The following is a 25,358-nucleotide window of genomic DNA, read 5'->3' as shown; positions in this document are numbered from 1 at the left end:
TTTTATAATGATGAGAGTAACGTTATCATTTGTTTTTTAAACTGTTCGTAGTGTAGCAGACGCGATGTGCGTAAATGCCCTCTTAGATTAGATATTGTTTTTATGTCATTGTGTTGACTGTGCATTTCAAACAAAGGGGCTAATCCCAAAAAGCAGGCAATATCTTGTTCATAATGAAAAATTAAATCACCTGTTTGTTGTTTAAAAAATTGATCAAACTGCACAACACGATGCGGCGTTAAATTTTTAGCAAGTTGTAAATCTTCATAACCTCGAATATACAAATATTCATTCATTTGAATATCACTGGTATTCCAAGGCACTTGGTAGGGGGCTTTAAACGTATTTTGTGTATTGTTAATGGCAATCCCTAAAGCAGGCATCTTAAATATAAAAGCACCCCATTGTCGGTGTTCTTCTTTACGCCACGAAATTTTTGTTCCATCTTCATCATGTGTTTTTATTTCAATAATATTGACGTATTCAAACAGTAAAACAGGGCAGTCTTGTTGGTTAATCTGCCAATTTGTACTGGCAAACCGTGAAATATAAGAAGCACTAGAATGTGCGGAAAATAAGGTACTAAAATGCTGTTTGAGCTGATTAAATAAAAAAAGACTTTGTGTACTAAAAGGCAAATGTGAGGGCAGATGATTAAACGCTAGGTCATAACGTACTTGTATCATTTTTTGTTCGAGGGCTTGAATGACAGCATTTATGCCACGGTCACTATGATAATTTAAATACGCCAAGATGAGTAAAATACAACCAATCACAAAACCTATTTTTATTTTAAGTAAAAAACAAAACAGTAAAATGAGCCCACCACTTAAGGCATATAAAAAGCAAGCTTGTTGGTTAAATTTGAGGTTTTGCTTGCCATGCCAAGGGTGTAGGGCATTGAGTAAATCTTGTTCGGTTTTGACATCACGTTCAATTTGCCAAAGCCGAGCAACATTTCGGGTCACGCGTTGCTCAGCTTTCATCATTATACTCGGTCAATTAACATGGCATCGCCGTAACTAAAAAAGCGATACTGCTGTGCAACAGCATGGTGATAGGCATTTAAAATATTGTCACGGCTAGAAAGTGCCGAAACCAACATTAATAGTGTTGATTCGGGGAGGTGGAAATTGGTAATTAAACGATCGACCACACAAAATTCATAACCTGGATAGATGAAAATTTGTGTATCGCCTGTCCATGCTTCAATTTTACCTTGATGTGCCTGTGCTGCACTCTCAACTGCACGTGTTGCCGTTGTACCCACCGCAATTACTTTATTACCACGTGCTTTAGTTTCTTGAATAAGCTTGGCAGTGTCACTTGGAACATCACACCATTCACTGTGCATAATATGATTTTCTAAGTTTTCGGTACGTACAGGGGCAAATGTGCCTGCACCCACGTGAAGGGTAACAAAAGTTCTTTGAATCCCCTTTTCCTCAAGACGTTTTAAAATATCTTCATCAAAATGCAGGCTTGCAGTAGGCGCTGCCACACTTGCCATTTTTTCAGGGTCATTAAATACGGTTTGATAACGCTCGGTATCAATATCTTCTGCTTCACGGTTAAAATAAGGCGGAATAGGGAGCTGTCCGTATTGGTCAAGTACATGAATAATCGGCTGTTCAAACTCAACAATAAATAAATTTTCGTGACGACCCAATACAGTCACTTTGGTATCGCCAATAAATAGTTCTGCACCTGCTTTAGGTGTATTACTGGCTTTAATATGGCAATGTGCAATATGTTGATCTTGTAGACGCTCAACCAAAATTTCAACGGCACCGCCTGTTGCACGTTTACCTTTTAAACGAGCTTTCATTACTTTGGTATCATTTAAAACGAGTAAGTCGCCTTCGTCTAATAAATCAACAATATTTGAAAATTTAAGATCTTCAAAATGACCATCTTTTTGTAGATGAAGCAGGCGGGATGCACTGCGCTGTTCAAGTGGATAGCGTGCAATTAAATTGTCGGGAAGATCAAACGTATAGTCAGAAAGTTTCATAGTCATAATAAATTGGAATTTGGGGCAGTATAAAGTTTTTTTAAGCGTATCAAAAGCACACTGATTGTACTAAAAACAAGCAATTAAAATTGACAATGGCACAAAATAGAGTAAGATAGCTTACACAAACCATACTCTCCCGAGGTGGTGAAATTGGTAGACGCGGTGGATTCAAAATCCACTATCAGAGATGATGTGTCGGTTCGAGTCCGACCCTCGGGACCAAGATTCCAAAACCCCAAGCTGGTATCAAAGGCTTGGGGTTTTTTAATGTTTAAGTTTGAATAGATAATGCACCCAAATAAAGTGTAACTATTTCTCTATATAGTTGCATTTTGTGTGATAATTGTTAATGATAAGATGCATTATTAATTAAATTTAAAATAAGAAGAACATCCAACGAGGACATATGTTATGGCATTATCGTTACTCAATATTGATCAGATGGGTCAAATCAGCGCATGTCATTTAGCGTTGTTATTAGATGTTGTATCTCCTCAAAATAAACTTGAAACCTTTTTGGCGCGTGCAAAAAAGATTTTGCGAGTTGATCATGCAATTTGTATTTTTCAGCATGAGCCCTATGCGTGGTCGCATTCGGCATTAGGTTTTAAATCATTTAAAATCGCTGCAACGCATGTGGTAAAGTTGCTTACTAAAGAAATGCTAACTTTAGGGCATCAGCAATATACGCAATACCAACAAGCAATTATGCCTCATATTCCACAAAATCAACGCCTTGTTGCTTTTCCTTTACTGTCTAAAAAACAACATAGTATTGGGCAGCTTATTTTTATAGATGATTGTAAAGATTGTTTTGCTGTTGAAGATATTGCATTTGTACAAGAGCTGCTGAACGATTTGGTTGAGTATTTAGAACTTAAAGCTAATTTTGCTACGCTTCAAGAGTCTTACGAGCAGGTTTCAACGCTTAACCATAGTAAAACTAAATTCTTTCAAATTATTGCACACGATTTACGTGCACCTTTTCATGGTTTAATTGGTTTTTCAGAAGTGCTTGCCGAAGAGTTAGACACACTAGACCCTGCAAGTATTCAAAATATTGCAAGCTATCTAAACGATACTGCAAGCTCAACGTATCATTTATTAGAAAACTTACTCAATTGGGCAATGGCAGAAGGTGGGCGGTTTACTTATCAACCCATTAATTTTGAATTAAAACAAGCTAGTCATATTGTTATGAGTGTTTTAGGTAGCTTGGCACTAAATAAAAAAATTCAACTGATTGATCGTATACCTGACAATTTAAAAGTGTATGCCGATTTAAATATGGTCACATCGACTTTACAAAACTTGGTATCTAATGCGTTAAAGTTTACGCCAACAGATGGCACGGGCTGTGTCACAATTTCGGCAGAACGTAAAGCAGACGGCGTTTATTTTTATGTGACGGATACAGGGTTAGGTATGAATAATATTCAAATTAAAAATATTTTTGACCCTAAACTCAAATCATCTTTAAAAGGCACAGCAGGCGAAAAAGGTACAGGCTTAGGGCTGGTGCTGTGTAAACGCTTTGTTGAGCTGAACAAAGGACATATTTTGGTAAATTCCAAAGAGGGTCACGGGACAACTTTTACCGTACAACTACCATGTGCCGAACTTGACCATACAGCATTGGTACTAGAAAAAACAGCGTAATTATCTTATGTTTTGACGAGGTATTAACTAGGTCATGCATCATGGACGCGCTACAACTTCAAACAACTTGCCATGCCAGTGAGTATGCAACACAGGTGTTGGCAATTTATTCGCATCAATTACAACAAGATTACATACAAGACCAATTTTTAAAACCCCTCTCAAGGCAAGATATTTTTAAGCGTGTGCAAGATGTTGTTCAATCTATTGAAGATGAACAGCTATGGATGAAAGCCTTGCGTGGCTTACGTGCATGCTTAATGTTTCGATGGATTTGGCAAGATGCCAATCAACTCACCGATGTTGTGACCTTAACCAAAGAGCTTTCTGATTTTGCTGATGCGTGTATTGAAGTTGCCAAAAGCTATGCACGTGAGCCACTAGTAAAAAAATATGGTGAGCCGATTGGGGCAAATGGCAAAGTTCAAGACCTGACAGTGATTGGCATGGGGAAATTAGGGGCACAAGAGCTTAATTTATCTAGTGATATTGATTTAATTTTCACCTTTGATCAACAGGGCGAAACCAATGGGCGTAAATGTATAGACGTCCAACAGTTTTGTATTTTTTGGGGTCAAAAACTAATTTATTTGCTTGATCAGATGACTGCCGATGGTTTTGTATTTCGGGTAGATATGCGTTTACGCCCTTGGGGTGATGGCTCGGCACTTGCAATGAGCTACACCGCATTAGAAAAATATTTATTACAACATGGGCGTGAATGGGAAAGATACGCATGGATTAAAGCACGGATTATTACAGGTGATGAAGGTAAAGCCCTGCTTAAAATGACCCGACCTTTTGTGTTTAGACGTTACGTTGATTATTCTGCTTTTGAAGCCATGCGCGAAATGAAAGCGATGATTGAACGTGAAGTGGCACGCCGTCAGCTTAAAGATGATATTAAACTAGGTTCAGGCGGTATCCGTGAAATTGAGTTTATTGTGCAGGTTTTTCAGCTTATTTATGGCGGTTCAAAACGTGAACTTCAAGATAGACAATGCCTTGTTAATTTACAACATCTAACCGATTTACTTACGCCACAAACTGTACAACAGCTCACAGATGCTTATTTGTTTTTACGCCGTGTAGAACATGCCATTCAAGCGTTAAACGACCAACAAACACAGGTGCTTCCTGTAGACGAAACATTGCGTCAGCGTTTAATTGACACACTTGGTTTTAATTCATGGCAAGCATTTATAACGGCTTTAAATGTGCATCGTGAGCATGTGTCGCATCAATTTAAAGTATTAATTCAAGCACCATTGCCTGAACCAACAGAACATCAACAAGATGATGCCCTTAAGCAAATTGTCGATGAGGAAACATGGCAACGTATTCAAACATTTTGGGCATCACAAGCAGTTAAAAAATTACCCGAAAAAGCAAAAGAACGACTCAAAATATTTTGGGGTATTTTTAGCCAAGCGATTGTAAAAGTAGAACAACCACAAATGGCACTTTTACGCTTAATGCCGTTAATTGAATCGGTAATGCGTCGTACCGTTTATTTAGTGATGCTGATTGAAAATAAGGGTGCATTACAGCGTTTAATTAAAATGGCAGAAGTGAGCCCGTGGATTTGTGAAGAACTGACACAGTATCCTGTGTTGTTAGATGAATTTTTGTCGATGGACTTTGAGTTGCCACAGCGGAGTGATCTTGAAGATGCAATACGTCATCAACTGTTACGCATTGAGCTTGATCAAGTAGAAGACTTAATGCGTGCGTTACGTTTATTTAAAAAAAGCCATGTTTTAGCCGTTGCTGCCAGTGATGTATTGGCAGAAAGCCCACTGATGAAAATTTCTGATGCATTAACAGATATTGCCGAAGTTTGTGTAAAAACCACATTGCATTTAGCGTATCAGTTGGTGGCACAGCGTTATGGGCATCCTATTTTAAAAAATGGGGAGCGTGCATCTAATCATCAACAAGGGTTTGCCGTGATTGGTTATGGCAAACTTGGCGGTATTGAATTGGGTTATGGCTCAGATTTAGATTTGGTGTTTGTGCACCAATTGGATGAGCAAGCCGATACAGATGGCAAAAAAGAAATTTCAGGCTTTCAGTTTGCTTTTAAAGTGGCACAAAAATTTATGTCGTTGATGACCACGCAAACGCTTGATGGGCGTGTGTACGAAATTGACACACGTTTACGTCCATCGGGTGAAGCAGGCGTGCTTGTGACCAGTATTCAGGCATATCAGAATTATCAAACAAAAAGTGCATGGTTATGGGAGCATCAAGCTTTAGTGCGTGCTCGTGCCATTGCAGGCGATGAGAAATTAAAAGCCCAATTTAATGATATTCGCCAATCTGTTTTAACCCAAGTGCGTGACATTGAGTATGTTCGCCAAGAAGTGGTTCAGATGCGTCAAAAAATGAAAGACCATTTAGGAAGCAATACAGAACAAAAAAAATTAGGCATTTTTCATTTAAAACAGGATACAGGTGGTATCGTTGATATTGAATTTATGGCACAGTATGTTGTGTTAGCGTGGAGTGGGTCGAAGCCCGATCTCGCCCATTACTCCGATAACGTACGAATCCTTGAAGATGCTGCACGCTTAGGGTGTCTATCCCACCTCGATGTGCAGGCTTTGATTCAAGCTTATCTCAGTGAACGAGCCGAAAGCCATCGTTTAGCCCTTGCCAATCACAATATGCAAGTAAAAGCAGACGCATGGCAAAACACCCGCGAGATCGTTTGCAAGTTATGGCAAAAATTAATTGATCCAACTGTAGTTATGTAATGGAGTATATGTCATGAATTTGGCTGATCGTGATGGTTTTATTTGGCAAGATGGGGAATTAGTAGATTGGCGTGACGCAAAAGTTCACGTTTTAACGCATACATTGCATTATAGTATGGGTGTTTTTGAAGGTGTGCGTGCATATGAAACGCCACAGGGCACTGCAATTTTCCGTTTAAAAGAACATACCAAACGTTTATTAAATTCTGCCAAAATTTATCAAATGAAAGTTCCATTTGATCAAGCAACATTAGAACAAGCACAAATTGATGTTGTACGTGAAAATAAATTATCGTCTGCTTATTTGCGTCCTTTTATTTGGATTGGTTCAGAGCGTTTAGGTATTGCATCCACTTCAAATACCATTCATGCCGCTGTTGCTGCGTGGAGTTGGGGTGCCTATTTGGGCGAAGAAGCCATGGCAAAAGGCATTCGTGTTAAAACATCTTCGTTTACGCACCATCATCCAAACGTGACCATGTGTAAAGCAAAAGCATGTGGTAACTACACAGTGTCTATTTTGGCACATCAAGAAGTTGCACAAGCAGGTTACGATGAAGCAATGCTGTTAGATCCGCATGGTTTTGTGTGTCAAGGTGCAGGCGAAAACGTATTTTTAGTGCAAGATGGTGTGTTGCATACCCCTGAATTATCAAGCGGTGGTTTAGATGGTATTACACGTCAAACTGTGATTCAGATTGCACACGATTTAGGTTATAAAGTGGTAGAACGCCGTATCACGCGTGATGAATTTTATATTGCAGATGAAGCATTCTTTACAGGCACAGCTGCCGAAGTAACGCCAATCCGTGAATATGATGACCGTCAAATTGGTGAGGGTGTACGTGGGCCAATTACCACAGAAATCCAAAAAACGTATTTTGATGCCGTACAAGGTAAAAATCCAAAGTATGCACATTGGTTAACCTATGTAAAATAATGACAATAAAGCGAAACTTCGGTTTCGCTTTTTTATTTGCTAATATAATGCCTAGAGAAAAACTCCACAAAACCGTGGACGCGATATAGGTGTACTTGAACCAATGCAATCAACAACATTAGATTCACAAGAAAATATTGTACTTTGTATGAAATGGGGCACAAAGTATGGTGCAGATTATGTGAATCGTTTGTATAACATGGTCAAAAGACACTTAACATTGCCTTTTAAAATGGTGTGTTTAACAGATAGAACAGAAGGTATTTTACCTGAAATTGAATGCTATCCGATTCCACCTTTAGATTTACCTGAAGGTAGCCCTGAAAGAGGCTGGAATAAGCTCTCTACATTTGAGCCAGATTTATATGGTTTAAAAGGAAATGCACTTTTTTTAGATTTAGATGTGGTGATTGTTGATAATATTGATTGCTTTTTTACTCAAAAAGGCGATTTTTTAATTATTCATGATTGGAAACGCCCTTGGCGAATTACAGGTAATAGCTCTGTTTATCGTTTTAAATTAGGTGCTTTTCCTGAGATTTTGCCTTATTTCCGTCAAAATTTTGATGAAATTAGAAAGAATTTCCGCCATGAACAAGCCTATTTATCTTGGTTTATTGATGAGTACAGTGTGTTAAGTTATTGGCCAGAAAGCTGGTGCAAGAGCTATAAATATCATTGTTTACAAAAAATTCCATTTGCTTATTTTAAACCACCTGTAAAACCACAAGATGCAAAAATTATTGTGTTTCATGGTGAAATTAACCCACCTGATGCAATCAATGGTGGTGGTGGTAAATGGTATCGTCATGTGTTGCCATCTGACTGGATTAAAAAGGCATGGAAATAATGCAAAATTTAGATTTTGTGATTACTTGGGTAGATGGAAGTGATCAAAAATTACAAGCGAAGCGAAATCAATACTGTAAATCGGTAGAAACCACTCGTTTTGCAAGTGATGAAGAAATTTATTTTTGTATTGCTTCTATTTTAAAATACGTACCGTATTGTAGAACAATTTATTTGGTGACAGACCAACAACAACCCACTTGGTTAACAGAGTTTGTAGCACAAGGCATTTGTACAGCAGACAAAATTCAAGTGATTGATCATCAAGTTTTATTTGATGGTTATACTCAGTATCTGCCTACATTTAATTCATTAAGTTTAGAAACAATGCTTTGGAATATTCCAAATATTTCTTCTAAGTTTATTTACCTTAATGATGATTTTTTCTTTAATGCACCGTCTAAAATTGAAGATTTTTTAGTAGATAATAAAGTGGTTATTTATGGGCATTGGCAGAAAAATATAGCTAAAAAATTTAAATATGAAATTAAAAAATTATTGAGTAAAACAGTTTCTGCTAAATATACAGTTGCCCAAATGTTAAGTGCTGAGATGGTTGGTTTATCTCAATACTTCGAAATTCATCATCGTCCACATCTTATAAATAAAGATTTATTAAGGCAATTTTTTAAAGAAAATACGCATATTTTGAATGAGCAAATTCAATTTAAATTTAGACATCATCAACAATTTTTACCTGTTGGATTGTCTAATCATCTTGCGATTCAAAAAGACCAAGCAACACTCAAAAATGATTTGAATATTGCTTATTTAAAAAATCAAAAAGGTGTAGAGCGTTGGCGTAATGAATTACACGATGACAGCATTAAGTTTGGCTGTGTGCAAAGTTTAGATCAGCTAGACATAACGTACAAACGTGTTATTCAACAAGATTTGATTAAAAAATTTGAAGATTTTTTACCTTCTCAGATATTAGAGCAAAAATGAAAGTAGAAACCTATTTAATTAATTTAGATGGAAGTGATGAGCGTCTTGCAAGTGCAACAACTCAGTTGAATGCTCAACAGTTCTCTTTTACTCGGTTTCCTGCTTACGATGGAAGAAAAAAACAGCTGAGTGATTTTGTTGATTATAATGATCAAAAAGCAAATCAAATTATGGGTCGGAGTTTATTAAATTCTGAGCTTGGTTGTTACATGAGTCATCTTGGCTGTGTTAAAAAATTCTTACAAACAGATGCTGATTATTTAATTGTTTTAGAAGATGATTTGAAAGTTTCAGAGCATTTTAAAGAAACGGTAGATGATATTTTAAAATATTTAGATACTCATCGTGATTTGGATTGGTATTTAATTAATTTGGCTGCCAAAAAAAGAAAGATTTATACGCCTATCCAAACATTTGAACATCATACATTAATCCATGCTTATTATTTTCCTATACGAGGTATTGGTTTAATTTGGTCTCGTCAGGGTGCTCAGGCATTTGTAAACTATATTCAAGATATTTCTATGCCTGTTGATAATGTATTTCAAACATGGCTCAGCCAAAACGGTAAAGGATTATCTGTTTGGCCACCTTTACTTAAACCGAATGGTTTAGATAGTGATATTGATGGAGCTATTGCAACGCAGAGTCAAAGAAGAAATGACAAAGCACATCGAAGTTGGTCATACAACGTGAAAAAGCAAAAAAGAATGTGGTGTGATCGTTTATCTGCATTAAAAAATAAATATAAAATCTCATGAAAATTTTTAAAAAACTTTACTACGCATGTAAGTTTAAATATCTATTTATGAATCATAAATGGGTGAAAAGTGAGATTCAGATTGATAATTTTGCGGACAAGATTAGTCTTTATCCGATGCAAAAAAATGAATCTTCTCTTCCAAAAATTATTTGGATTTATTGGCAAGGTGAATGCCCTGATTTAGTTCAGGCCTGTTTACAAAAAATACAAAAAGAAAATTTAGATTATCAAGTTCTTATTCTAAACCCAGAAAATATGGGGCAGTATAGTCAAGTTGATTGGACTATTTACTCGCATTTAACACCGCAACAAAAAGCCGATTTACTCAGATTTGACTTGCTATATGCGCATGGCGGAATTTGGTTGGATGCAAGTATTTTACTGTATCAAAATTTAGATTGGATCAACCACTTATTATGTCAAGAAAAGACCGCTATTTTTGCTTATTACAGAGCAAAAAATACGATACATTCAGATTATCCTGTTATTGAGAATTGGTTGTTAGCAGCAAGACCAAAACAAGAATTTTTTAAAGCATGGTTTGATGAATTAGCTTATGCACTTAAAATTTCTCCGCAACAATATATTGCAGATATAAAACAGCAATATGAAAATCCTAAAGAAATTTTTCAAGAAATCGGAAATCTAGAATATCTTATTGCTTATGTAGCATGTCAAAAGATTATGCGTTGTACTAAACCCAGTATAACGGTAATAAATTGTGATGAAAATGCCTTGAGTTATCAAGTAAAAAATCGTTGGGTAAAAGAAAAAGTATTAATTGAGCTGGCAATTTCTACGCCTTCTATACCTCATCCTTACTTAATTAAATTGACAAAAAAAGAACGTAACTACTTGAGTAAATTTTATCAACATCAATACTACTTTAAAGGGTCACTTTTAGATTTATCATAATCTGCTAAGCACGCATATTTAGTAAAATTTTCAATTGCACTGCTTGGTGATAAATTAATAACTTTTATATGATTTTGAGTCATATATTCGCTTGCTAGTGCAAACGCATTAAGCACTGTAGATTGGTGTAGATCTAATAAGGTAGGTTGTTGGTTCTCTTTAGTTTCATAAAAGCGGGGCTGAGAAAAATTATTCATATCTAAGCCTGCTAAAAATATAGTTGGATATTTTAAAAATACGCCAATTTGCAATGCTACATATGCAACCGTAAAGTAATCAAATACACTATGAAAGATATTTTTAGAAAAACCATATCCTTCATGAATATAGTAATTAGGATCATCAAACGAAATAGTTTTTTTTGCATTTAAAAAAACTTCAATTTCGTTGCGTGTGATCACTTCTAATACTTTAATATCACTCTTAATTTGTGAAAAATTCATTTTACGTAAAATTAAATCTAAACAGCGTGGTGTGGTAAATAAAGTACAAGGCGTATTTAACACTGCTTTTACAAGATCAAATTTTTCCATCACAAAATTATGATCAATAATCACGTAATATTTAAAATGAATTTCTTGGCAGGAAATTGCCCCATTTACACCAATATAATCAATATCACTTTGAGTCAAATCTTGTTTTGGTAGTTGAGTTAAAGAAGGGCCTGTCGCTATCAGCATTAATTTACGATTTTTAGAGCGTGTAACTGTATTTTGAGCAACAATTTGTTTTTTAAAAATGACTCTTTGTATGTGATGCTCGGAATTTCTTTCTACACGATAGTAAGGCCAAAAACGGCGATTATGTTTGTGTGTTTTAGGAAAACTCAGTTTATAAATAAATTTAAAAATACTGCGATTAAGCATATCAAGAGAAAAAGATGGCATGCATAACTCTAGTGACGAATTCTTTGCATGCCATTATACATGGGCTTTAGTTATCCAAAGAAAATTTATTATTTTTAAATTTTGCTTTTAATTTATGAATAAATCGGCTTACTGTAGATTCAGGACGCGTCACACCATTACCGTGATAATTTACTTGTGTCGCTTTAGGGAAGTGACCATAAGGTTCTATGCGGTATTGTTCGGGTGTATAACCCGCCTCTAGAGCTTCATGATAATACTGATCAAATAAAGCAACAAGATCTTCACGAGGATGCGGCATAATCTTGCCATCAAACCAATGTTTTTGCTGATTTTGCTCTAAACGAGGTAAAGAGTATTTATGACTAAATTGCGTTCCCATATCTGAGTAATGCAAGATTTTAATCTGCTCAATCTCTAATCCCTCACCATCTACACAGTTATATGAATTTTGGTATGGTTCTACTAGGTTTGGATGGTCTTTTAGGGTTTGCATCATTTTTTGATGCCCATTTTCATCCATTTTAAATTCTGATAAAGCAGGGATATACGCTTTGGCTTTGGCACAGTCCCATACACATGTGCATAAACGAGCTGATTTTTTGCCCCCTTTAGCCGCTACAATTGCATTTTCCCCAATCGGATGATGCCATAATTCTAAAAGGTCACACAATACAATAACGTCTGCATCCATATAAATGGCACGACCTTCAAAATTACAATATTCAGGAATTGCCCAACGAAAACCTGAAAAAGGAGTCGCCCATTTTTGGGTGTTCCAGCCTAAATTTTTATTTTTTTCAGAAAACCAAAAACTATTTTCATCGTGTGAGATTTGCATCCACACAATTTCTACAGGGTTTTGAGTATGTTTTTTAATACTGTACTCAAGCACCATCATTTGCTCTAAGTCGCAGTTATTTGGGTCACAGCCGACAAAGACTTTAATTTTTTCATTCGACATTTTATTTTCCCCTTAAAGTTTCGTTGTTAATCTTAATACATTTAACTCTACAGAACACCGTACAATTTGTTTTACAAACGTGCGGTATTATACAATTCATTTTTATAGGTTTAGACGCTTTTATTTTATAGGATAACTATGCTGACAATTTTTGGTTTTTATACAGATGATAAGTTATATACAAAACACGCACAGATCTTAGAGCAGTCAGCAAAAAAATTTGATATTAATGTAGAACTCCGTGAGTTTTCAAAAAATGATTGGCAAAAAATTATTGCATTTAAGCCTACATTTATTGCACAAATGCGTCGCGAGATTAAAGGCCCTATTTTATATATTGATGCTGATGCGGTGGTTTTAGAAGATATTCGCCCATATTTTAGTAATATTAAAGAAGATATTGCTGTCCATTTAATGAATGACGAACGTTTAGTAAGTAGTACCTTATTTATTAATGAAACGCCAAATGCTCATGCTTTAATGAATGAGTGGGAAAAGCGTATGTTGGCAGAGCCAGAACGTTGGGATCAGGTCATTTTACAAGAGCTTGTTTTTGAATGGTTAGAGGCAGGAAAAATTACGTTAAAAAATTTACCACCAAGCTATACATTTATTTTTGATACATCACGACGCGTATATGGCAATGATGTAAAGCCCATTATTGAGCAGTTACAAGCAAGTCGAGATATGCGTTGGATTGAGAAATATAAAAGAAGAAATGCACTATATCAGTGGTTAATGCGTTTTCCACACTTACTTAAAAGTAGTCAGAAAATTTCAAAGCGTCATGCGGTGGTCAATGACCGAACCCAAAGACTCGGTATTGATATTAAATTGACACTTGATGATTTAATTTAGTAAGGATGACCAATATTGGGGATATGTTTAAAGCGTTTATATCCCCACATATATTCAGCAGGAAAACGATTCACCATTTTTTCTATTTCTAGATTTAAAGCGGTGGTCGCAATATTGATATCTGAATTGTAAAGTTGTGGATGATCTAAAAGGTCACAATAGACCTCAAAGCCTTGCCCATTTTTTTTCCGAATACAACTTAAACCAATGAGTCTACATTGTGTTTTTTGTGCCATTTTACTAGCAAGTGTACTAGTCAATGTATGAATACCAAAAAATGGAACAACGACACCCCCTGATGGATGAGGCACATGGTCAGGTAAAATAACGCTAAAACCACCTTGTTTTAAATTTTTAAATAAAGCTCTTACACCTGTTGCATCCGTTGGTACAAGGTTTGCATTTAAACTTTGTCTTGCTTGGAGGACAAAATCATTAACAAACTTATCTTTCATAGGTTTATACATAATGGTTGGTATACCATACTGATGCACCCATGCGTTCATCATTTCCCATGTACCCAAATGCGGTGTAATAATTAAAGTACCTCTGGGGTCTTTAAGTGCATTTTGCAGTTTTTCGATATGATGAACAGTTGTAATTTGATCAATGCTCCATTGCGGTGGCATTGCCCAGCATTTAATAGATTCAACATAAGATAAGCATTGTTTTTGAACACTCGTTTTTGCAAGCTGTATTCGTTCTTGTTCATTAAGCTGAGGGTAAGTAAGTTTCAAATTAATTAAAACTTTTCGTAACATGCCCTTGTTTGGATTTTGATTAATAATCCAAGCCGTACAAACGGCAAGTTTTCTAAGTACAGAAAGCGGAATATAACGAAAAAAACGAAGCATATGCATAATTAGCGACTATCAGCGTTACCTTTTAAAACCATATAAATGAGTGCTAAAAAGATGAGTAAAGCCGCAGACAAACTACTTACACAAAAATATAAAATACGCTGGTATGTTGTAATATTAAACATTTCATTATGGAGAATATAGTTCATAATTCCCCATTGAACTAAAGAGAAACCAATCACAACAAATGAACGACGACGTACTTCTGGACGCATAGCCATGTTACGGTACCTTTGCTATTTTAGGGCTTTATTATGCCATAGTTACAAAGTCTAAGACAAAAGTTAATTTAAATTCAGTTTAGAAGCATATAATTAAAAGAAAAGAGAAAATAAATGAAAAAAATATTAATTATTGCCGATGGACTGAGTGGCCATGGTGGCACAGAAAAAGTTATAAGAGATTTTTATGATTATTTTACTGATAATTATAAAATTAAAATTTTACTTTTAAATCATTGTTTAAATGAAGAGTGGTTGTGTGATACTCATTTTGAGTATGTATCAGCAGAACTCATTTTAGAGGATGTTCTAAAGCAAAGTTTGGAACAGTATCAACCTAACTTAATTCTAACGCCTAATTATTTTTATCTAAAAGTACTTAAAGAGTATAAGCAAGCGAGCATTATTTTTTGGGATCATATGTCGTATAGTTATTATCATGCGCAAAAGCCTGTATTTTTAGAAAACATTTATTATGCTGACCATTATTTTGCTATTTGCACAGGTATTGAGCATTCATTACATGATTTGGGCATTTCTCAAGAGAAAATCTCATTAATTTATAACCCAATTGAACAGCAACAAGAACTAAAAAGAACAACTGAAAAAATAAAATTTATTTATGTTGGGCGTTTATTTTGTTATCAGCAAAAACGCTGTATGGATATTTTGCATGCAATTAAAAAAATTAAGAAGCTCAATTTTACCTTTGAATTTTATGGTGATGGGCAAGACCGCACTGAGCTTGAACAAGCCGTACAACAGTTTGGACTACAAGAGAAAGTAAAATTTTTAGGTTGGTTTGATAAACCTTGGCAAGCCATTACAGAGGCAAGTTGTTTAATATTACCTTCTCAATATGAAGGTTTGCCTTTGGTGTTAGGTGAAGCGATTTCTTATGGTATTCCATGTTTAGCTTCTGATTGTAAATTCGGACCTAAAGATATTATTACAGAGAGCGTTAATGGCAGTTTGTTTGAAGTAGGTGATGTAGAGGTGCTTGCAAATAAAATGCAGCAATTTGTTGCCAACCCAAAAAACTTTTATAACGCAGATAAAATCAAAGAATCGATCGCTTACTTATATAGAGAAAACTATTTTAAAAATTTAGAAAAGATATTAGAACATTTATAAAGAAAAACCCTGCCGAAGCAGGGTTTTTAAATTAAGCTTCTTTTTTAGCTTGTTCACGTAAACGAATACCTAAATCACGCAGTTGCGTTGTTTCAACTGGTGCAGGTGCTTGTGTCATTGGACATTCAGCTGTTTTCGTTTTCGGGAATGCAATCACATCACGGATAGATGATGCACCCGTCATGAGCATAATTAAACGGTCTAAACCAAATGCTAAACCACCATGCGGAGGTGCACCGTATTTAAGCGCGTTAAGTAAGAAGCTGAATTTCTCTTCTGCTTCTTCATCAGAAATGCCAAGCGCTTCAAAAATTGCTTTTTGCATTTCAAGTGTATAGATACGAAGTGAACCACCACCAAGCTCAGTACCGTTAAGTACCATATCGTAAGCAACAGATAGTGCTTCACCTGGATTGTTCTTCACATCTTCTACGCTGCTTTTTGGAAGCGTGAATGGATGGTGAACAGATGTCCATTTGCCATCGTCTGTTTCTTCAAACATTGGGAAGTCAACCACCCAAAGCGGTGCCCACTCGCATGTTGCAAGGTTAAGATCGTGACCAATCTTCACGCGTAAAGCACCCATTGCATCATTTACAACTTTTGCTTTATCTGCACCAAAGAATACGATATCGCCATTTTGTGCGCCAACGCGTTCAAGCAATTGCATTACAATTGGTTCGATAAACTTAACGATTGGTGATTGAAGACCTTCAACCCCTTTTTCGATTTCGTTTACTTTGATGTATGCCAAACCTTTAGCACCGTAGATGCCCACAAATTTAGTGTATTCATCAATTTGACTACGTGTAAGCGAACTTGCATTTGGTACACGTAACGCCGCAATACGTCCTTTAGGATCGTTTGCAGGACCTGAGAATACTTTAAATTCTACACCTTGCATTAAATCTGCAACGTCTACTAATTTAAGTGGAATACGTAAGTCTGGTTTGTCTGACGCATAATCACGCATTGCTTCTGAATACGGCATACGTTGGAACTTATCAAACTTAACATTTAGCAATTCGCTAAATAGTTTAGTTGTCATGCCTTCCATCAAATCCATGATTTCATCGTCATTTAAGAACGATGTTTCAACGTCGATTTGTGTAAATTCAGGCTGACGATCTGCACGCAAATCTTCATCACGGAAACATTTTGCGATTTGGTAGTAACGATCAATACCACCCACCATGAGCAATTGTTTAAACAACTGTGGTGATTGTGGTAATGCGTAGAAGCTACCATTTGATACACGGCTTGGTACTAAATAGTCACGCGCACCTTCTGGTGTTGCACGCGTTAAAATTGGTGTTTCTACATCTAAGAAACCGTGGTCGTCTAAGTAGTTACGAATTAAGTTGGTTACTTTAGAGCGAAAACGTAAACGATCTAACATTTCTGGACGACGAATATCTAAGAAACGATATTTTAAACGGATGTCTTCAGAGATATTTGTTGTTTCGTCATTGAGTGGAAACGGTGGTGTTTCTGAAGCAGCAAGCACTTCAATATCTTTACCTAAAACTTCAATTTGTCCGCTAATCATGTTGGCATTTTCTGTGCCTTCATAACGGCGACGTACACGACCTGTTACTTTTAATACAAATTCAGAGCGTGCTTTATCGGCAGTTGCAAATGCTTCAGGGGTGTCTGGATCAATCACTACCTGTACAAGACCATCACGGTCACGCATATCAAGGAAAATGACACCGCCATGATCGCGGCGACGGTGTACCCAACCGCATATTGTAACTGTTTGATCAATTTGGGCTTCTGTTAATGAGCCACAGTAATGAGTTCGCATCATGGCGTACTAAGTCCAACTTCTATTATTTAGTGAGATAAAGCCACGAATGACTTATGTAGTAAAGCCTTTAATTATGCCTATTTCATACTGTGCGCTCAAGGATTAAATCAAAATGTCATTTAAATGACGCATAGTGGGGCAATAATGAAGTTTTTTACAGGTTTGGCTTGTAAAAATAAAACAATGTTATAACATAACGTAAAACTTTTGAACGGAACTCGGATATGTACCTTCATCACAAAGCTTTTGTTTTGTCGTTACTTGCTTTTTCAGTGCAACATGCCATGGCAGACCAACCAACTGAGTTGGCAACAATACAACTGCACGCGCAACCTAAAACATTACTAAATGTAAATGATAAAGCAATTGAACATGAGCAATTGATGGAAGGTGCTACCACAATTGGAAACGCATTAAATGGGCAAGCAGGGGTTTATGCTGCGCAGTACACAGGTGGCGTGAGTCGTCCTGTTATTCGGGGGCAAGATGGGGCACGTATTAAAATTACAGAAAATGGAGGCGATGTTTTAGATGTATCATCAGTTTCGCCTGACCATGCTGTGACTGTAGACCCAAACAGTGCCCAAGAAATACAACTTATTCAAGGTGCAGATACCTTGTTGTATGGGGCAGGTTCTGTGGGTGGTTTGGTAAATGTGGTGGATAATAAAATTCCAAACCAAATGCCAAAAGATGGTTTTGAGGGGCATATTGGTACACGCTACAATACAGGTAGCGATGATATGTTGTATTCGGCAGATACGACGATTGGTTTAGGTAGCCAAGTAGCACTTAAAGTGGGTGGCTTAACCCGACGTGCAAATGACTATATCTTACCAAATGATTTACAACAACAAACTCGTCGTGAAGACAGTACATTCGCCAAATCTGATAATTATAATGCAGGATTATCTTGGATTTACGACCGAGGCTTTACAGGTATTTCGTTCAGTAATCGTCATGATCGTTATGGTATTCCGGGAGATGTGGAATCTGAATGGGAGCCTGATGCAAACATGATGTTAACTGTTCCTGCCGAACATGAGGATGACGAAGATGAAGCAGGTGGTTCTTCTTGGATTAATCTTAAACAAAAGCGTTATGACTTTAAAACGCAATTAAATGATCCATTTGCAGGATTTAATAAATTAACGGTACAAGCTACGCATACCACGTACGAACATGAAGAAATGGATGGTGATACACCTGCCACTATTTTTAATAGTACAGGAACAGATGGACGTATTGTTTTAGAAAACAACCCGTGGGCAGGGTGGAGTGGACAAATTGGGACACAATTTACACGACAAAAACTCACCATTGATGGTGAAGAAGCCTTAATGGCACCAACTGATACTAAACGCTATAGTATATTTGCTTTACAGGGCAAACAATTTGGTACGGTCAATACCAAATTTTCAACCCGTATTGATCACCAAGATTCGCATGTAAATTCAGATCAGAAAGATTTTAAAGGTACAGCATATTCTGTAGCAGGCGAAACAGCTTGGGAATTTGTACCTGATCATAAGTTATCTTTAAATGCATCTCATCAAGAACGTTTACCTATGGCACAAGAGCTTTATTCAAATGGTGGTTTGCATGGACCAACTAAAAGCTTTGAGTTTGGAAATGATGAGCTAACAAAAGAAAAATCAAATAACGTAAGCTTAGGGTTTCATGGTGCTCAAGATGCACTGAAATATAATGTCAGTGTGTACCATAATTGGTTTGATAACTTTATTTATGCCAATACCATTGACCGTGTGGGTGAGTTCCGCTCTGTGCATTATGAACAAGCAAAGGCACGTTTTTATGGTGTAGATAGTGACATAAGCTATCAACTTTCTTCTATATATAACGTCGGGCTGTTTGGTGATTATGTACGTGGCAAAATTGAAAGTGAGAATGCCCCACGCGTCCCAGCAGGGCGTTTAGGCACCCGAATTAATGCCAATTTTGCTGATGGTTATACGGCAAATGCAGAGTATTACCATGTGTTTAAGCAAGATAAAATTGCAAGTTATGAAACCAATACGTCGGGTTATAACATGCTCAACTTGGGCTTAGCGTATAGTGGTAAACTGAATGATAAAACAGGCTACCGTTTATATACCAAAGCAAATAATGTGTTAGATAGTAAAGTTTATCAACATGAATCCTTCTTGGCTGATGTACCACAAGTTGGACGTAATTTTACAGTAGGTGTAGATTTTAATTTCTAAAATCTACTTGAAAAAAGTGACTATTCGACCTAGCCTGAGCATATCGGGTTAGGTTTTTTATTATGCGTATTTTTGAACGAGTTCAAAGTAAACTCAAGTGGTCTAAGCGTCGGTATGTTGGGCTTATCTTGGGTGTGTTTGCTTTAAGTTATGTTAGCTCTGCGGTCTATCAAACTATTAAACCCTTACCCGAAGGGCTGAGTGTGGAAACACCGTTACGCCATGCCGATGTTAAATTTGTTGCAGATACAGTGCAAAAACATCAAATTTTTGATGAAATGTTGAGCATGATTAACGAGGCACAAACCACGATTGTGTTAGATATGTTTTTATTTAACAGTGAGGTAGGAAAATCTACACAGCCACAACGTGCCATGACGCAAGAGCTTACACAAGCGTTAATTAAAAAGAAAAAGATTAATCCAAATATGTCAATTACAGTAATGACAGATCCGATTAATTCTGTTTATGGTGGCGTTGTACCTGAACATTATATTCAGTTACGCCGTGCAGGCATTGATTTAATGGAAACCAATTTATCTGTATTACGTGCGTCTAATCCTGCGTGGTCTGGATTTTGGTATTTGTGCTGCCAAGTGCAAAACAACCCACAAGCAGGCTGGCTAACTAATCCATTTGGGCAAGAAAAAGTAACTTTACGCAGTTATTTAAACCTACTTAATTTTAAAGCCAATCATCGTAAAACACTCACGGTAGATACCACACAAGGTTGGAAAGCATTAGTAACCTCACAAAATACGCATGATGGAAGTTCGCATCATGATAACGTGGGTGTGGTGGTACAAGGTGCAACAGCCGTAGATGTAATGCGTAGTGAGCAACCTGTGGCAAAAATGTCCGAAGGGGATGTACCCATGATTGTGGTGGGGCAAAAAGATGGTGATAAACAGCTACCTCAAGTTCAATTGCTCACTGAAAAAGCCATTTATAATGCCGTATTAAATACCATTAACAATGCTCAAGCCAATGATCAGCTTGATTTAGTGATGTTTTACTTATCTGAGCGTCAGATCGTTGAAGCATTAAAATCTGCACATCAACGTGGTGTGAAGTTACGTATTTTACTTGATCCTAATAAAGATGCATTTGGGCATCAAAAAAATGGTATACCTAACCGTCAAGTGGCATCTGAGTTTCATCAAGCAGGCATTAACGTTCGATGGTGCGATACGCATGGTGAGCAGTGTCATAGTAAAATGATGATGAAGCGTCATGCACAGCAAGCCGAAATGATTTTAGGTTCTGCCAACTACACCGCACGTAATTTAAAAAACTATAATTTAGAAAGCGATATACGTGTGGTGGGTACTGCTGTACAGCCTGTATTTGTAGATGCACAGCAGTATTTTGATACCAAGTGGACAACCACAAGTGTGGACTATGCCCAATATGCAGACGAATCTACATCAAAATATTGGTTATATCGTTTTATGGAATGGTCGGGTATTTCAACTTTTTAAAGCGTTTGAATGTCTTGTTGTAACAGATCAAGGCTTTGCTGAAGTGCCGTTTCATTGCGTTTGAAGTATGTCCATTTACCTACGCGTGTGGCAATCACAAGATTGGCATCAAGTAAGATCTTTAGACTTAACGAGGTAGCAGGTTGCGATAAACCTGCTTTATGCTGAATTAAACTTGCACACACGCCGTATTGATCAAATGGATACAATTGTGTTTGGCTGGCAAAGGCAATACTTGGCGCTTTTAACCATTGCAAAATTGCACGGCGTGTTGGGTTGGCAAGGATTTTTAACAGTTCTTCGCTAGCAAAACACATAACAGATTACGGTGTTGAATAAGTTGGATAGTCAGTATAGCCTTTTTCTGTACCGCCATATAGTGACCCTGCATCAACCTCATTCAATGGTAGTTGATGTGCTAAACGGTGTGGTAAGTCTGGATTGGCAATAAATGTACGTCCAAAGCCAAATAGATCGCCCCAACCATTTTCAATCACATATTGTGCTTTTTCTAAGGTGTATTTGCCCGCATACATAATAGGTGCTTTGAATGTGTCGCGTAGCGCTTGACGAAACGATATTGGTAAATCAGGAGCGTTATCCCAATCGGCTTCTGCAATAGATAAATAACCAATATTTAAGTCATTGAGCATTTTGGCTGCTGTAATGTACGTATGATGTGGGTCTGACTCAACTAAACCTAAATAAACACGTTCTTCATCTGTACTATGAAATAGCGGGGCAAAACGCACACCGACACGTTGTGAACCAAATGCACTGCTTACCGCTTCTACAACTTCTTTTAAAAAGCGTAAACGGTTTTCTAAACAGCCACCATATTCATCGGTACGTTGGTTGGTATGTTCAGAAATGAACTGATTAATCAGATAACCATTGGCAGCATGAAGCTCTACACCATCAAAACCTGCTTCTTTGGCATTGTGTGCAGCTTGACGATAAAGCTCAACAACTTCTTTAACTTCTGCTGTGGATAAAGCGCGTGGTTCGCTTGGACTTGTAAGTATTCCTTCGTTAGGGGCTGTTTCAATAAACACACGTACATTGGTTGCAGGCAGTGCAGAAGGTGCAATAGGGGCTTGTTGTTGGGGCTGTAATTGGTTGTGAGAGACACGTCCTACATGCCAAAGCTGACAAAATAACGTACCCCCTGCTTGATGCACGGCTTGCGTTACTTTTTTCCAACCCTCAATTTGGTCTTGTGAGTGAATACCGGGTGTCCATGCATAGCCTTGTCCACGCGGTTCTATTTGAGTGCCTTCTGTGACCATAAAGCCAGCGCTTGCACGTTGCGTGTAATATTCCACCATACGTTGATTTGGAATATTACCCGGTTGGCTACTACGGCAACGTGTAAGTGGGGGTAATGCAATACGGTTTTTAAGCGTTAAACCACCAAGTTTTAATGATGAAAACAACATATTTATCTCCTTAAATATGTTGCTATTATATTTATAAATTTAAATTTGTAAATATGTTATGCAAGTTCATCATCTTGAGGTTGTAATTTTCTATTCGGTTTTTCGTGTTTTTCAACCACATTTGATGGGTAATGCCATGATGCATAGCGCACAATAAAAATTGAAATGGCTAAAATTAAAATTGCACCTGTAATAATTAAAAGCCCCCAATCGGCTTGGTGCTCTTGCTGAATAACTGAAATGAGCAAACGTGTGAGTGCTGTAATCGCAATATAAATAAGAAAACGTACAGGCATACGGTTGGTTTTAAAGTAAATTCCCACCATCGCACCAAGCTCTAAATAAATGAAGAGTAGTAAAATATCATCAATAGAGGCATAAGATTTGTCTGTAAAAATATCTATGGTGGTATGCACTGCAGACCACGCAATCATACAGCCAATAATAAACAAGGCAAAATAATGAAAGCCTTCTACAGCAATGTTACCAATTTTATCAAGTACGGTTTCAAAACTTGGTCTTTTTTTGGGAGATTGCATGACTGACTCCAAGCAAATAAAACCATAATATAAAAGAAAACCCCAACAATGTGGGGTTTTATACTAAGGATTTACAGCAGGAGGTGGCGGTACATCTTTCGGTGGTTGTGGTGCCATACCTTTTGGTGGCTTATTTGGTTTAAAGTGAAGCTCACATGTACCTTGAATCACTTTATCACCCACGCTCAGTTGTAGCGTTTGTCCTTCAGGTTGTCCCTTACATGCTTGGTTAAATTGCTCCATCATCGCTTTGCGTTCAGCACGATCTTTGTGCGACATTGGTGGTTTACCATCATGTGGTGGTTTATTTGGCATACTCGAACAAGCCGTTAAAACACCCATTCCACCGAGTAACATTATTTTTATTAAGTTATTCATCAAAATTCCTCACTTATGTTTATTTAAATATATCCAACCAACATGGAGGAACTATGAAGAGTTTTTTAGCAATATGTTGGTTACAATACACACAAGATACATATTGAGATGGTTAAGTTGCAAAATCGCCGTATTCCGATTGCTTTACGCTTATTTTCTACAGTGTTGCTCACCACAGTTTTTATTACAACGGTAAGTTTGGCAGTGTTCCAGTGGACGATGAAAGAAAACTTTGCCAAGTACGTGGCTGATGTTGAGATGCAAAAACTTGACCATCTAATTGATAATTTAGAAGGCGTCTATAAGGTTTACCATGATTGGGGTGATGCCATTCAAGCACAAATTTTGCAGGTAGATGCTTCTCCAAACCCCGAAAATCTAGAACATTTATCGCGTATGTGGTTACGCCGTCAGTACGATATTTCTTTGCAACAACGATATTTTAAAGACAATACAAGTTTAAATATTCCTACAGGGTTTAAACATGGTCTGTGGGATGAGGCAGATCATTTACAGCTATTACAACAAAACTTACCTTCAGAGTACCAGCCTTTCGATGGTTTTGAATTTAATAGACCAATGCCTTCTCGAGAAGGTCGCTTTGATAGGCGTTTTCCACCACCATTTCCCGATAAATTAGGACTGAGTGGGCGCTTGTCGTTATATGATCAAAACAAAAATCTTATTGTGGGAGAGCAAAGTCACGGAACAGTGTCATATCGTGAAATTGAGGTGAATGGCAAAGTAGTGGGTTATTTGGGGCTTAAACCCGTTTTAAACCAAGATGATGCACTCAGTCTAAATTTCTTTAGTACACAAAAACGTGTTTTACTTCTTATTTATGCAGTGACTGTATTGGCCAGTTTGCTTCTGGCTATTTTACTTGCAACTTACTTTAAAAAACCAATTCATCGTTTGCTTAAAGCGACACAAGAACTCACACAAGGCAACTACCAATACGAAGTAAAAGTGAAACGAAATGATGAATTAGGGGATTTATCAACACAGATCAATCGACTTTCGGAAATTTTATATCAGCACGAACAGTCACGCCGTCAGTGGGTAGCAGATACCTCCCATGAGCTTAAAACCCCACTTTCTGTACTTCAAGCGCAAATTGAAGCGATGCAAGATGGCATTAGAAAAGCAACACCTGAGCATTTAGGTTCAATGATGGCGCAAGTGTGTAGCTTAAAAAAACTCACACAAGATTTATCAGATTTAGCACAAGTTGATGTGCAACAATTAAAATGTTACTTCACAGAAGTTGATCCGTGGCAGATTATTTGTCAGGAAATTGAAAGTTTTAAAACAAAGTTTGATCAATCTGAATTTGAGGTCACAGTTCAGGGACACAGTACACGATTAACACTAGACCAAGACCGTTTTAAACAAATTTTGGTTAATCTTCTAGGCAATAGTATTCGTTATACCGAGCGTGGCGGAAAAATTCAGATTCACACCGAGGAAACAGAACGCGATTGGACACTTTATGTGGATGACAGCCCACTGGGTTTAAGTGATGAGCAATTAGAACGTTTAGGCGAGCGGTTTTATCGAGTAGATGATTCGCGTACACGTAGTACAGGTGGTACAGGTCTAGGGCTTGCGCTTTCAGTACGTCTTGCTCATGCCTTAGGTGGCGAGTTAACGTTTGAACATTCACCTTTAGGGGGATTACGTGCCAAACTTACATTTAACAAGCAATTATTAAAATTAAATTAGGATCGGAA

Annotated in this window: 23 protein-coding genes and 1 tRNA gene; 13 read left to right on the top strand and 11 right to left on the bottom strand. The window is 37.1% G+C overall.

Going from position 1 to position 25,358, the window contains the following annotated elements:
- Nucleotides 1-2 precede the first annotated feature (2 nt).
- Together PCI70_RS02055 and queA are read right to left on the bottom strand one after the other, a co-directional pair.
- Nucleotides 3-989, bottom strand: a complete 987-nt coding sequence (locus PCI70_RS02055) for a hypothetical protein (protein WP_269913692.1) — start codon at nt 987-989, stop codon at nt 3-5.
- Nucleotides 989-2,014, bottom strand: coding sequence for a tRNA preQ1(34) S-adenosylmethionine ribosyltransferase-isomerase QueA (gene queA, locus PCI70_RS02050; protein WP_269913992.1), 1,026 nt, complete (start codon nt 2,012-2,014; stop codon nt 989-991). The genes PCI70_RS02055 and queA overlap by 1 nt, the downstream gene beginning before the upstream one ends.
- A 138-nt stretch (nt 2,015-2,152) precedes the next feature.
- On the opposite strand from queA, the gene PCI70_RS02045 reads away from it, so the two are divergent.
- The 8 genes from PCI70_RS02045 to PCI70_RS02010 all read left to right on the top strand — a co-directional run bounded on the left by PCI70_RS02045 (nt 2,153) and on the right by PCI70_RS02010 (nt 10,850).
- Nucleotides 2,153-2,239: transfer RNA gene (locus PCI70_RS02045), tRNA-Leu, on the top strand.
- 189 nt (nt 2,240-2,428) lie between these two features.
- Nucleotides 2,429-3,676, top strand: coding sequence for a sensor histidine kinase (locus tag PCI70_RS02040; protein ID WP_269913691.1), 1,248 nt, complete (start codon nt 2,429-2,431; stop codon nt 3,674-3,676).
- Nucleotides 3,677-3,717: 41 nt separating this feature from the next.
- Nucleotides 3,718-6,435 (top strand): bifunctional [glutamate--ammonia ligase]-adenylyl-L-tyrosine phosphorylase/[glutamate--ammonia-ligase] adenylyltransferase, encoded by a 2,718-nt coding sequence (gene glnE / locus PCI70_RS02035; protein WP_269913690.1) that lies wholly within the window; start codon nt 3,718-3,720, stop codon nt 6,433-6,435.
- A gap of 13 nt (nt 6,436-6,448) precedes the next feature.
- On the top strand, nt 6,449-7,375 hold the full coding sequence (locus PCI70_RS02030) for a branched-chain amino acid transaminase (protein WP_269913689.1): 927 nt from the start codon (nt 6,449-6,451) through the stop codon (nt 7,373-7,375).
- 103 nt (nt 7,376-7,478) lie between these two features.
- Nucleotides 7,479-8,225 (top strand): glycosyltransferase, encoded by a 747-nt coding sequence (locus PCI70_RS02025; protein ID WP_269913688.1) that lies wholly within the window; start codon nt 7,479-7,481, stop codon nt 8,223-8,225.
- Nucleotides 8,225-9,172, top strand: a complete 948-nt coding sequence (locus PCI70_RS02020) for a Stealth CR1 domain-containing protein (RefSeq protein WP_269913991.1) — start codon at nt 8,225-8,227, stop codon at nt 9,170-9,172. Before PCI70_RS02025 ends, PCI70_RS02020 begins: the two co-directional genes overlap by 1 nt.
- A complete protein-coding gene (locus tag PCI70_RS02015; protein WP_269913687.1) occupies nt 9,169-9,933 on the top strand; it encodes a glycosyltransferase family 25 protein in 765 nt (254 codons plus the stop codon). The genes PCI70_RS02020 and PCI70_RS02015 overlap by 4 nt, the downstream gene beginning before the upstream one ends.
- Nucleotides 9,930-10,850, top strand: coding sequence for a glycosyltransferase family 32 protein (locus PCI70_RS02010; RefSeq protein WP_269913686.1), 921 nt, complete (start codon nt 9,930-9,932; stop codon nt 10,848-10,850). Before PCI70_RS02015 ends, PCI70_RS02010 begins: the two co-directional genes overlap by 4 nt.
- On the opposite strand, the gene PCI70_RS02005 is transcribed toward PCI70_RS02010, so the two are convergent.
- Both PCI70_RS02005 and PCI70_RS02000 read right to left on the bottom strand, forming a co-directional pair.
- Nucleotides 10,817-11,737: a lipopolysaccharide biosynthesis protein gene (locus PCI70_RS02005; RefSeq protein WP_269913685.1), complete on the bottom strand. Its 921-nt coding sequence runs from the start codon at nt 11,735-11,737 to the stop codon at nt 10,817-10,819. The two genes, PCI70_RS02010 and PCI70_RS02005, sit on opposite strands and share 34 nt — an antisense overlap.
- A 46-nt stretch (nt 11,738-11,783) precedes the next feature.
- Nucleotides 11,784-12,680, bottom strand: a complete 897-nt coding sequence (locus PCI70_RS02000) for a glycosyltransferase (RefSeq protein ID WP_269913684.1) — start codon at nt 12,678-12,680, stop codon at nt 11,784-11,786.
- A 138-nt stretch (nt 12,681-12,818) separates the two neighbouring features.
- On the opposite strand from PCI70_RS02000, the gene PCI70_RS01995 reads away from it, so the two are divergent.
- Nucleotides 12,819-13,538, top strand: a complete 720-nt coding sequence (locus PCI70_RS01995) for a putative nucleotide-diphospho-sugar transferase (RefSeq protein ID WP_269913683.1) — start codon at nt 12,819-12,821, stop codon at nt 13,536-13,538.
- Here PCI70_RS01995 and PCI70_RS01990 read toward each other — a convergent pair.
- Together PCI70_RS01990 and PCI70_RS01985 are read right to left on the bottom strand one after the other, a co-directional pair.
- Entirely contained in the window at nt 13,535-14,398 is an 864-nt protein-coding gene (locus PCI70_RS01990; protein ID WP_269913682.1) for a lysophospholipid acyltransferase family protein, read from the bottom strand. The genes PCI70_RS01995 and PCI70_RS01990 overlap by 4 nt on opposite strands.
- Nucleotides 14,399-14,400: 2 nt before the next feature.
- Complete coding sequence (locus PCI70_RS01985) at nt 14,401-14,619, bottom strand: hypothetical protein (protein WP_269913681.1); 219 nt, start codon at nt 14,617-14,619, stop codon at nt 14,401-14,403.
- A gap of 114 nt (nt 14,620-14,733) precedes the next feature.
- On the opposite strand from PCI70_RS01985, the gene PCI70_RS01980 reads away from it, so the two are divergent.
- Nucleotides 14,734-15,753 carry a glycosyltransferase gene (locus PCI70_RS01980; protein WP_269913680.1) on the top strand — a complete coding sequence of 340 codons (1,020 nt, stop codon included), beginning with the start codon at nt 14,734-14,736 and terminating at the stop codon, nt 15,751-15,753.
- A gap of 31 nt (nt 15,754-15,784) precedes the next feature.
- Here the strand turns inward: PCI70_RS01980 and aspS are convergent, their stop codons facing one another.
- Complete coding sequence (gene aspS, locus PCI70_RS01975) at nt 15,785-17,563, bottom strand: aspartate--tRNA ligase (protein WP_269913679.1); 1,779 nt, start codon at nt 17,561-17,563, stop codon at nt 15,785-15,787.
- Between the two features lie 224 nt (nt 17,564-17,787).
- On the opposite strand from aspS, the gene znuD reads away from it, so the two are divergent.
- Nucleotides 17,788-19,788, top strand: a complete 2,001-nt coding sequence (gene znuD / locus PCI70_RS01970) for a zinc piracy TonB-dependent receptor ZnuD (protein ID WP_269913678.1) — start codon at nt 17,788-17,790, stop codon at nt 19,786-19,788.
- 62 nt (nt 19,789-19,850) lie between these two features.
- A complete protein-coding gene (locus tag PCI70_RS01965) occupies nt 19,851-21,269 on the top strand; it encodes a phospholipase D-like domain-containing protein (protein ID WP_269913677.1) in 1,419 nt (472 codons plus the stop codon).
- Here PCI70_RS01965 and PCI70_RS01960 read toward each other — a convergent pair.
- The 4 genes from PCI70_RS01960 to PCI70_RS01945 form a co-directional block, all read right to left on the bottom strand.
- The gene (locus tag PCI70_RS01960; RefSeq protein ID WP_269913676.1) at nt 21,266-21,586 is read right to left on the bottom strand and encodes an ArsR/SmtB family transcription factor; all 321 of its coding nucleotides are present in this window, start codon (nt 21,584-21,586) and stop codon (nt 21,266-21,268) included. The two genes, PCI70_RS01965 and PCI70_RS01960, sit on opposite strands and share 4 nt — an antisense overlap.
- Before the next feature lie 6 nt (nt 21,587-21,592).
- Complete coding sequence (locus PCI70_RS01955; protein WP_269913675.1) at nt 21,593-22,708, bottom strand: alkene reductase; 1,116 nt, start codon at nt 22,706-22,708, stop codon at nt 21,593-21,595.
- Nucleotides 22,709-22,764: 56 nt separating this feature from the next.
- Nucleotides 22,765-23,247, bottom strand: coding sequence for a phosphate-starvation-inducible protein PsiE (locus PCI70_RS01950; RefSeq protein WP_269913674.1), 483 nt, complete (start codon nt 23,245-23,247; stop codon nt 22,765-22,767).
- A 63-nt stretch (nt 23,248-23,310) separates the two neighbouring features.
- Nucleotides 23,311-23,625 (bottom strand): hypothetical protein, encoded by a 315-nt coding sequence (locus PCI70_RS01945; protein ID WP_269913673.1) that lies wholly within the window; start codon nt 23,623-23,625, stop codon nt 23,311-23,313.
- Nucleotides 23,626-23,742: 117 nt separating this feature from the next.
- Here PCI70_RS01945 and baeS point away from each other — a divergent pair, with 117 nt between their 5' ends.
- Nucleotides 23,743-25,350: a sensor histidine kinase efflux regulator BaeS gene (gene baeS, locus PCI70_RS01940; RefSeq protein ID WP_269913990.1), complete on the top strand. Its 1,608-nt coding sequence runs from the start codon at nt 23,743-23,745 to the stop codon at nt 25,348-25,350.
- Nucleotides 25,351-25,358 lie beyond the last annotated feature (8 nt).

The organism is Acinetobacter sp. HY1485 (assembly GCF_027568475.1).
In the GTDB taxonomy this organism is placed as follows: Bacteria; Pseudomonadota; Gammaproteobacteria; order Pseudomonadales; family Moraxellaceae; genus Acinetobacter.
Note: the sequence above shows the minus strand (reverse complement) of the source record. Positions and strands in the feature narration are given on the sequence as shown.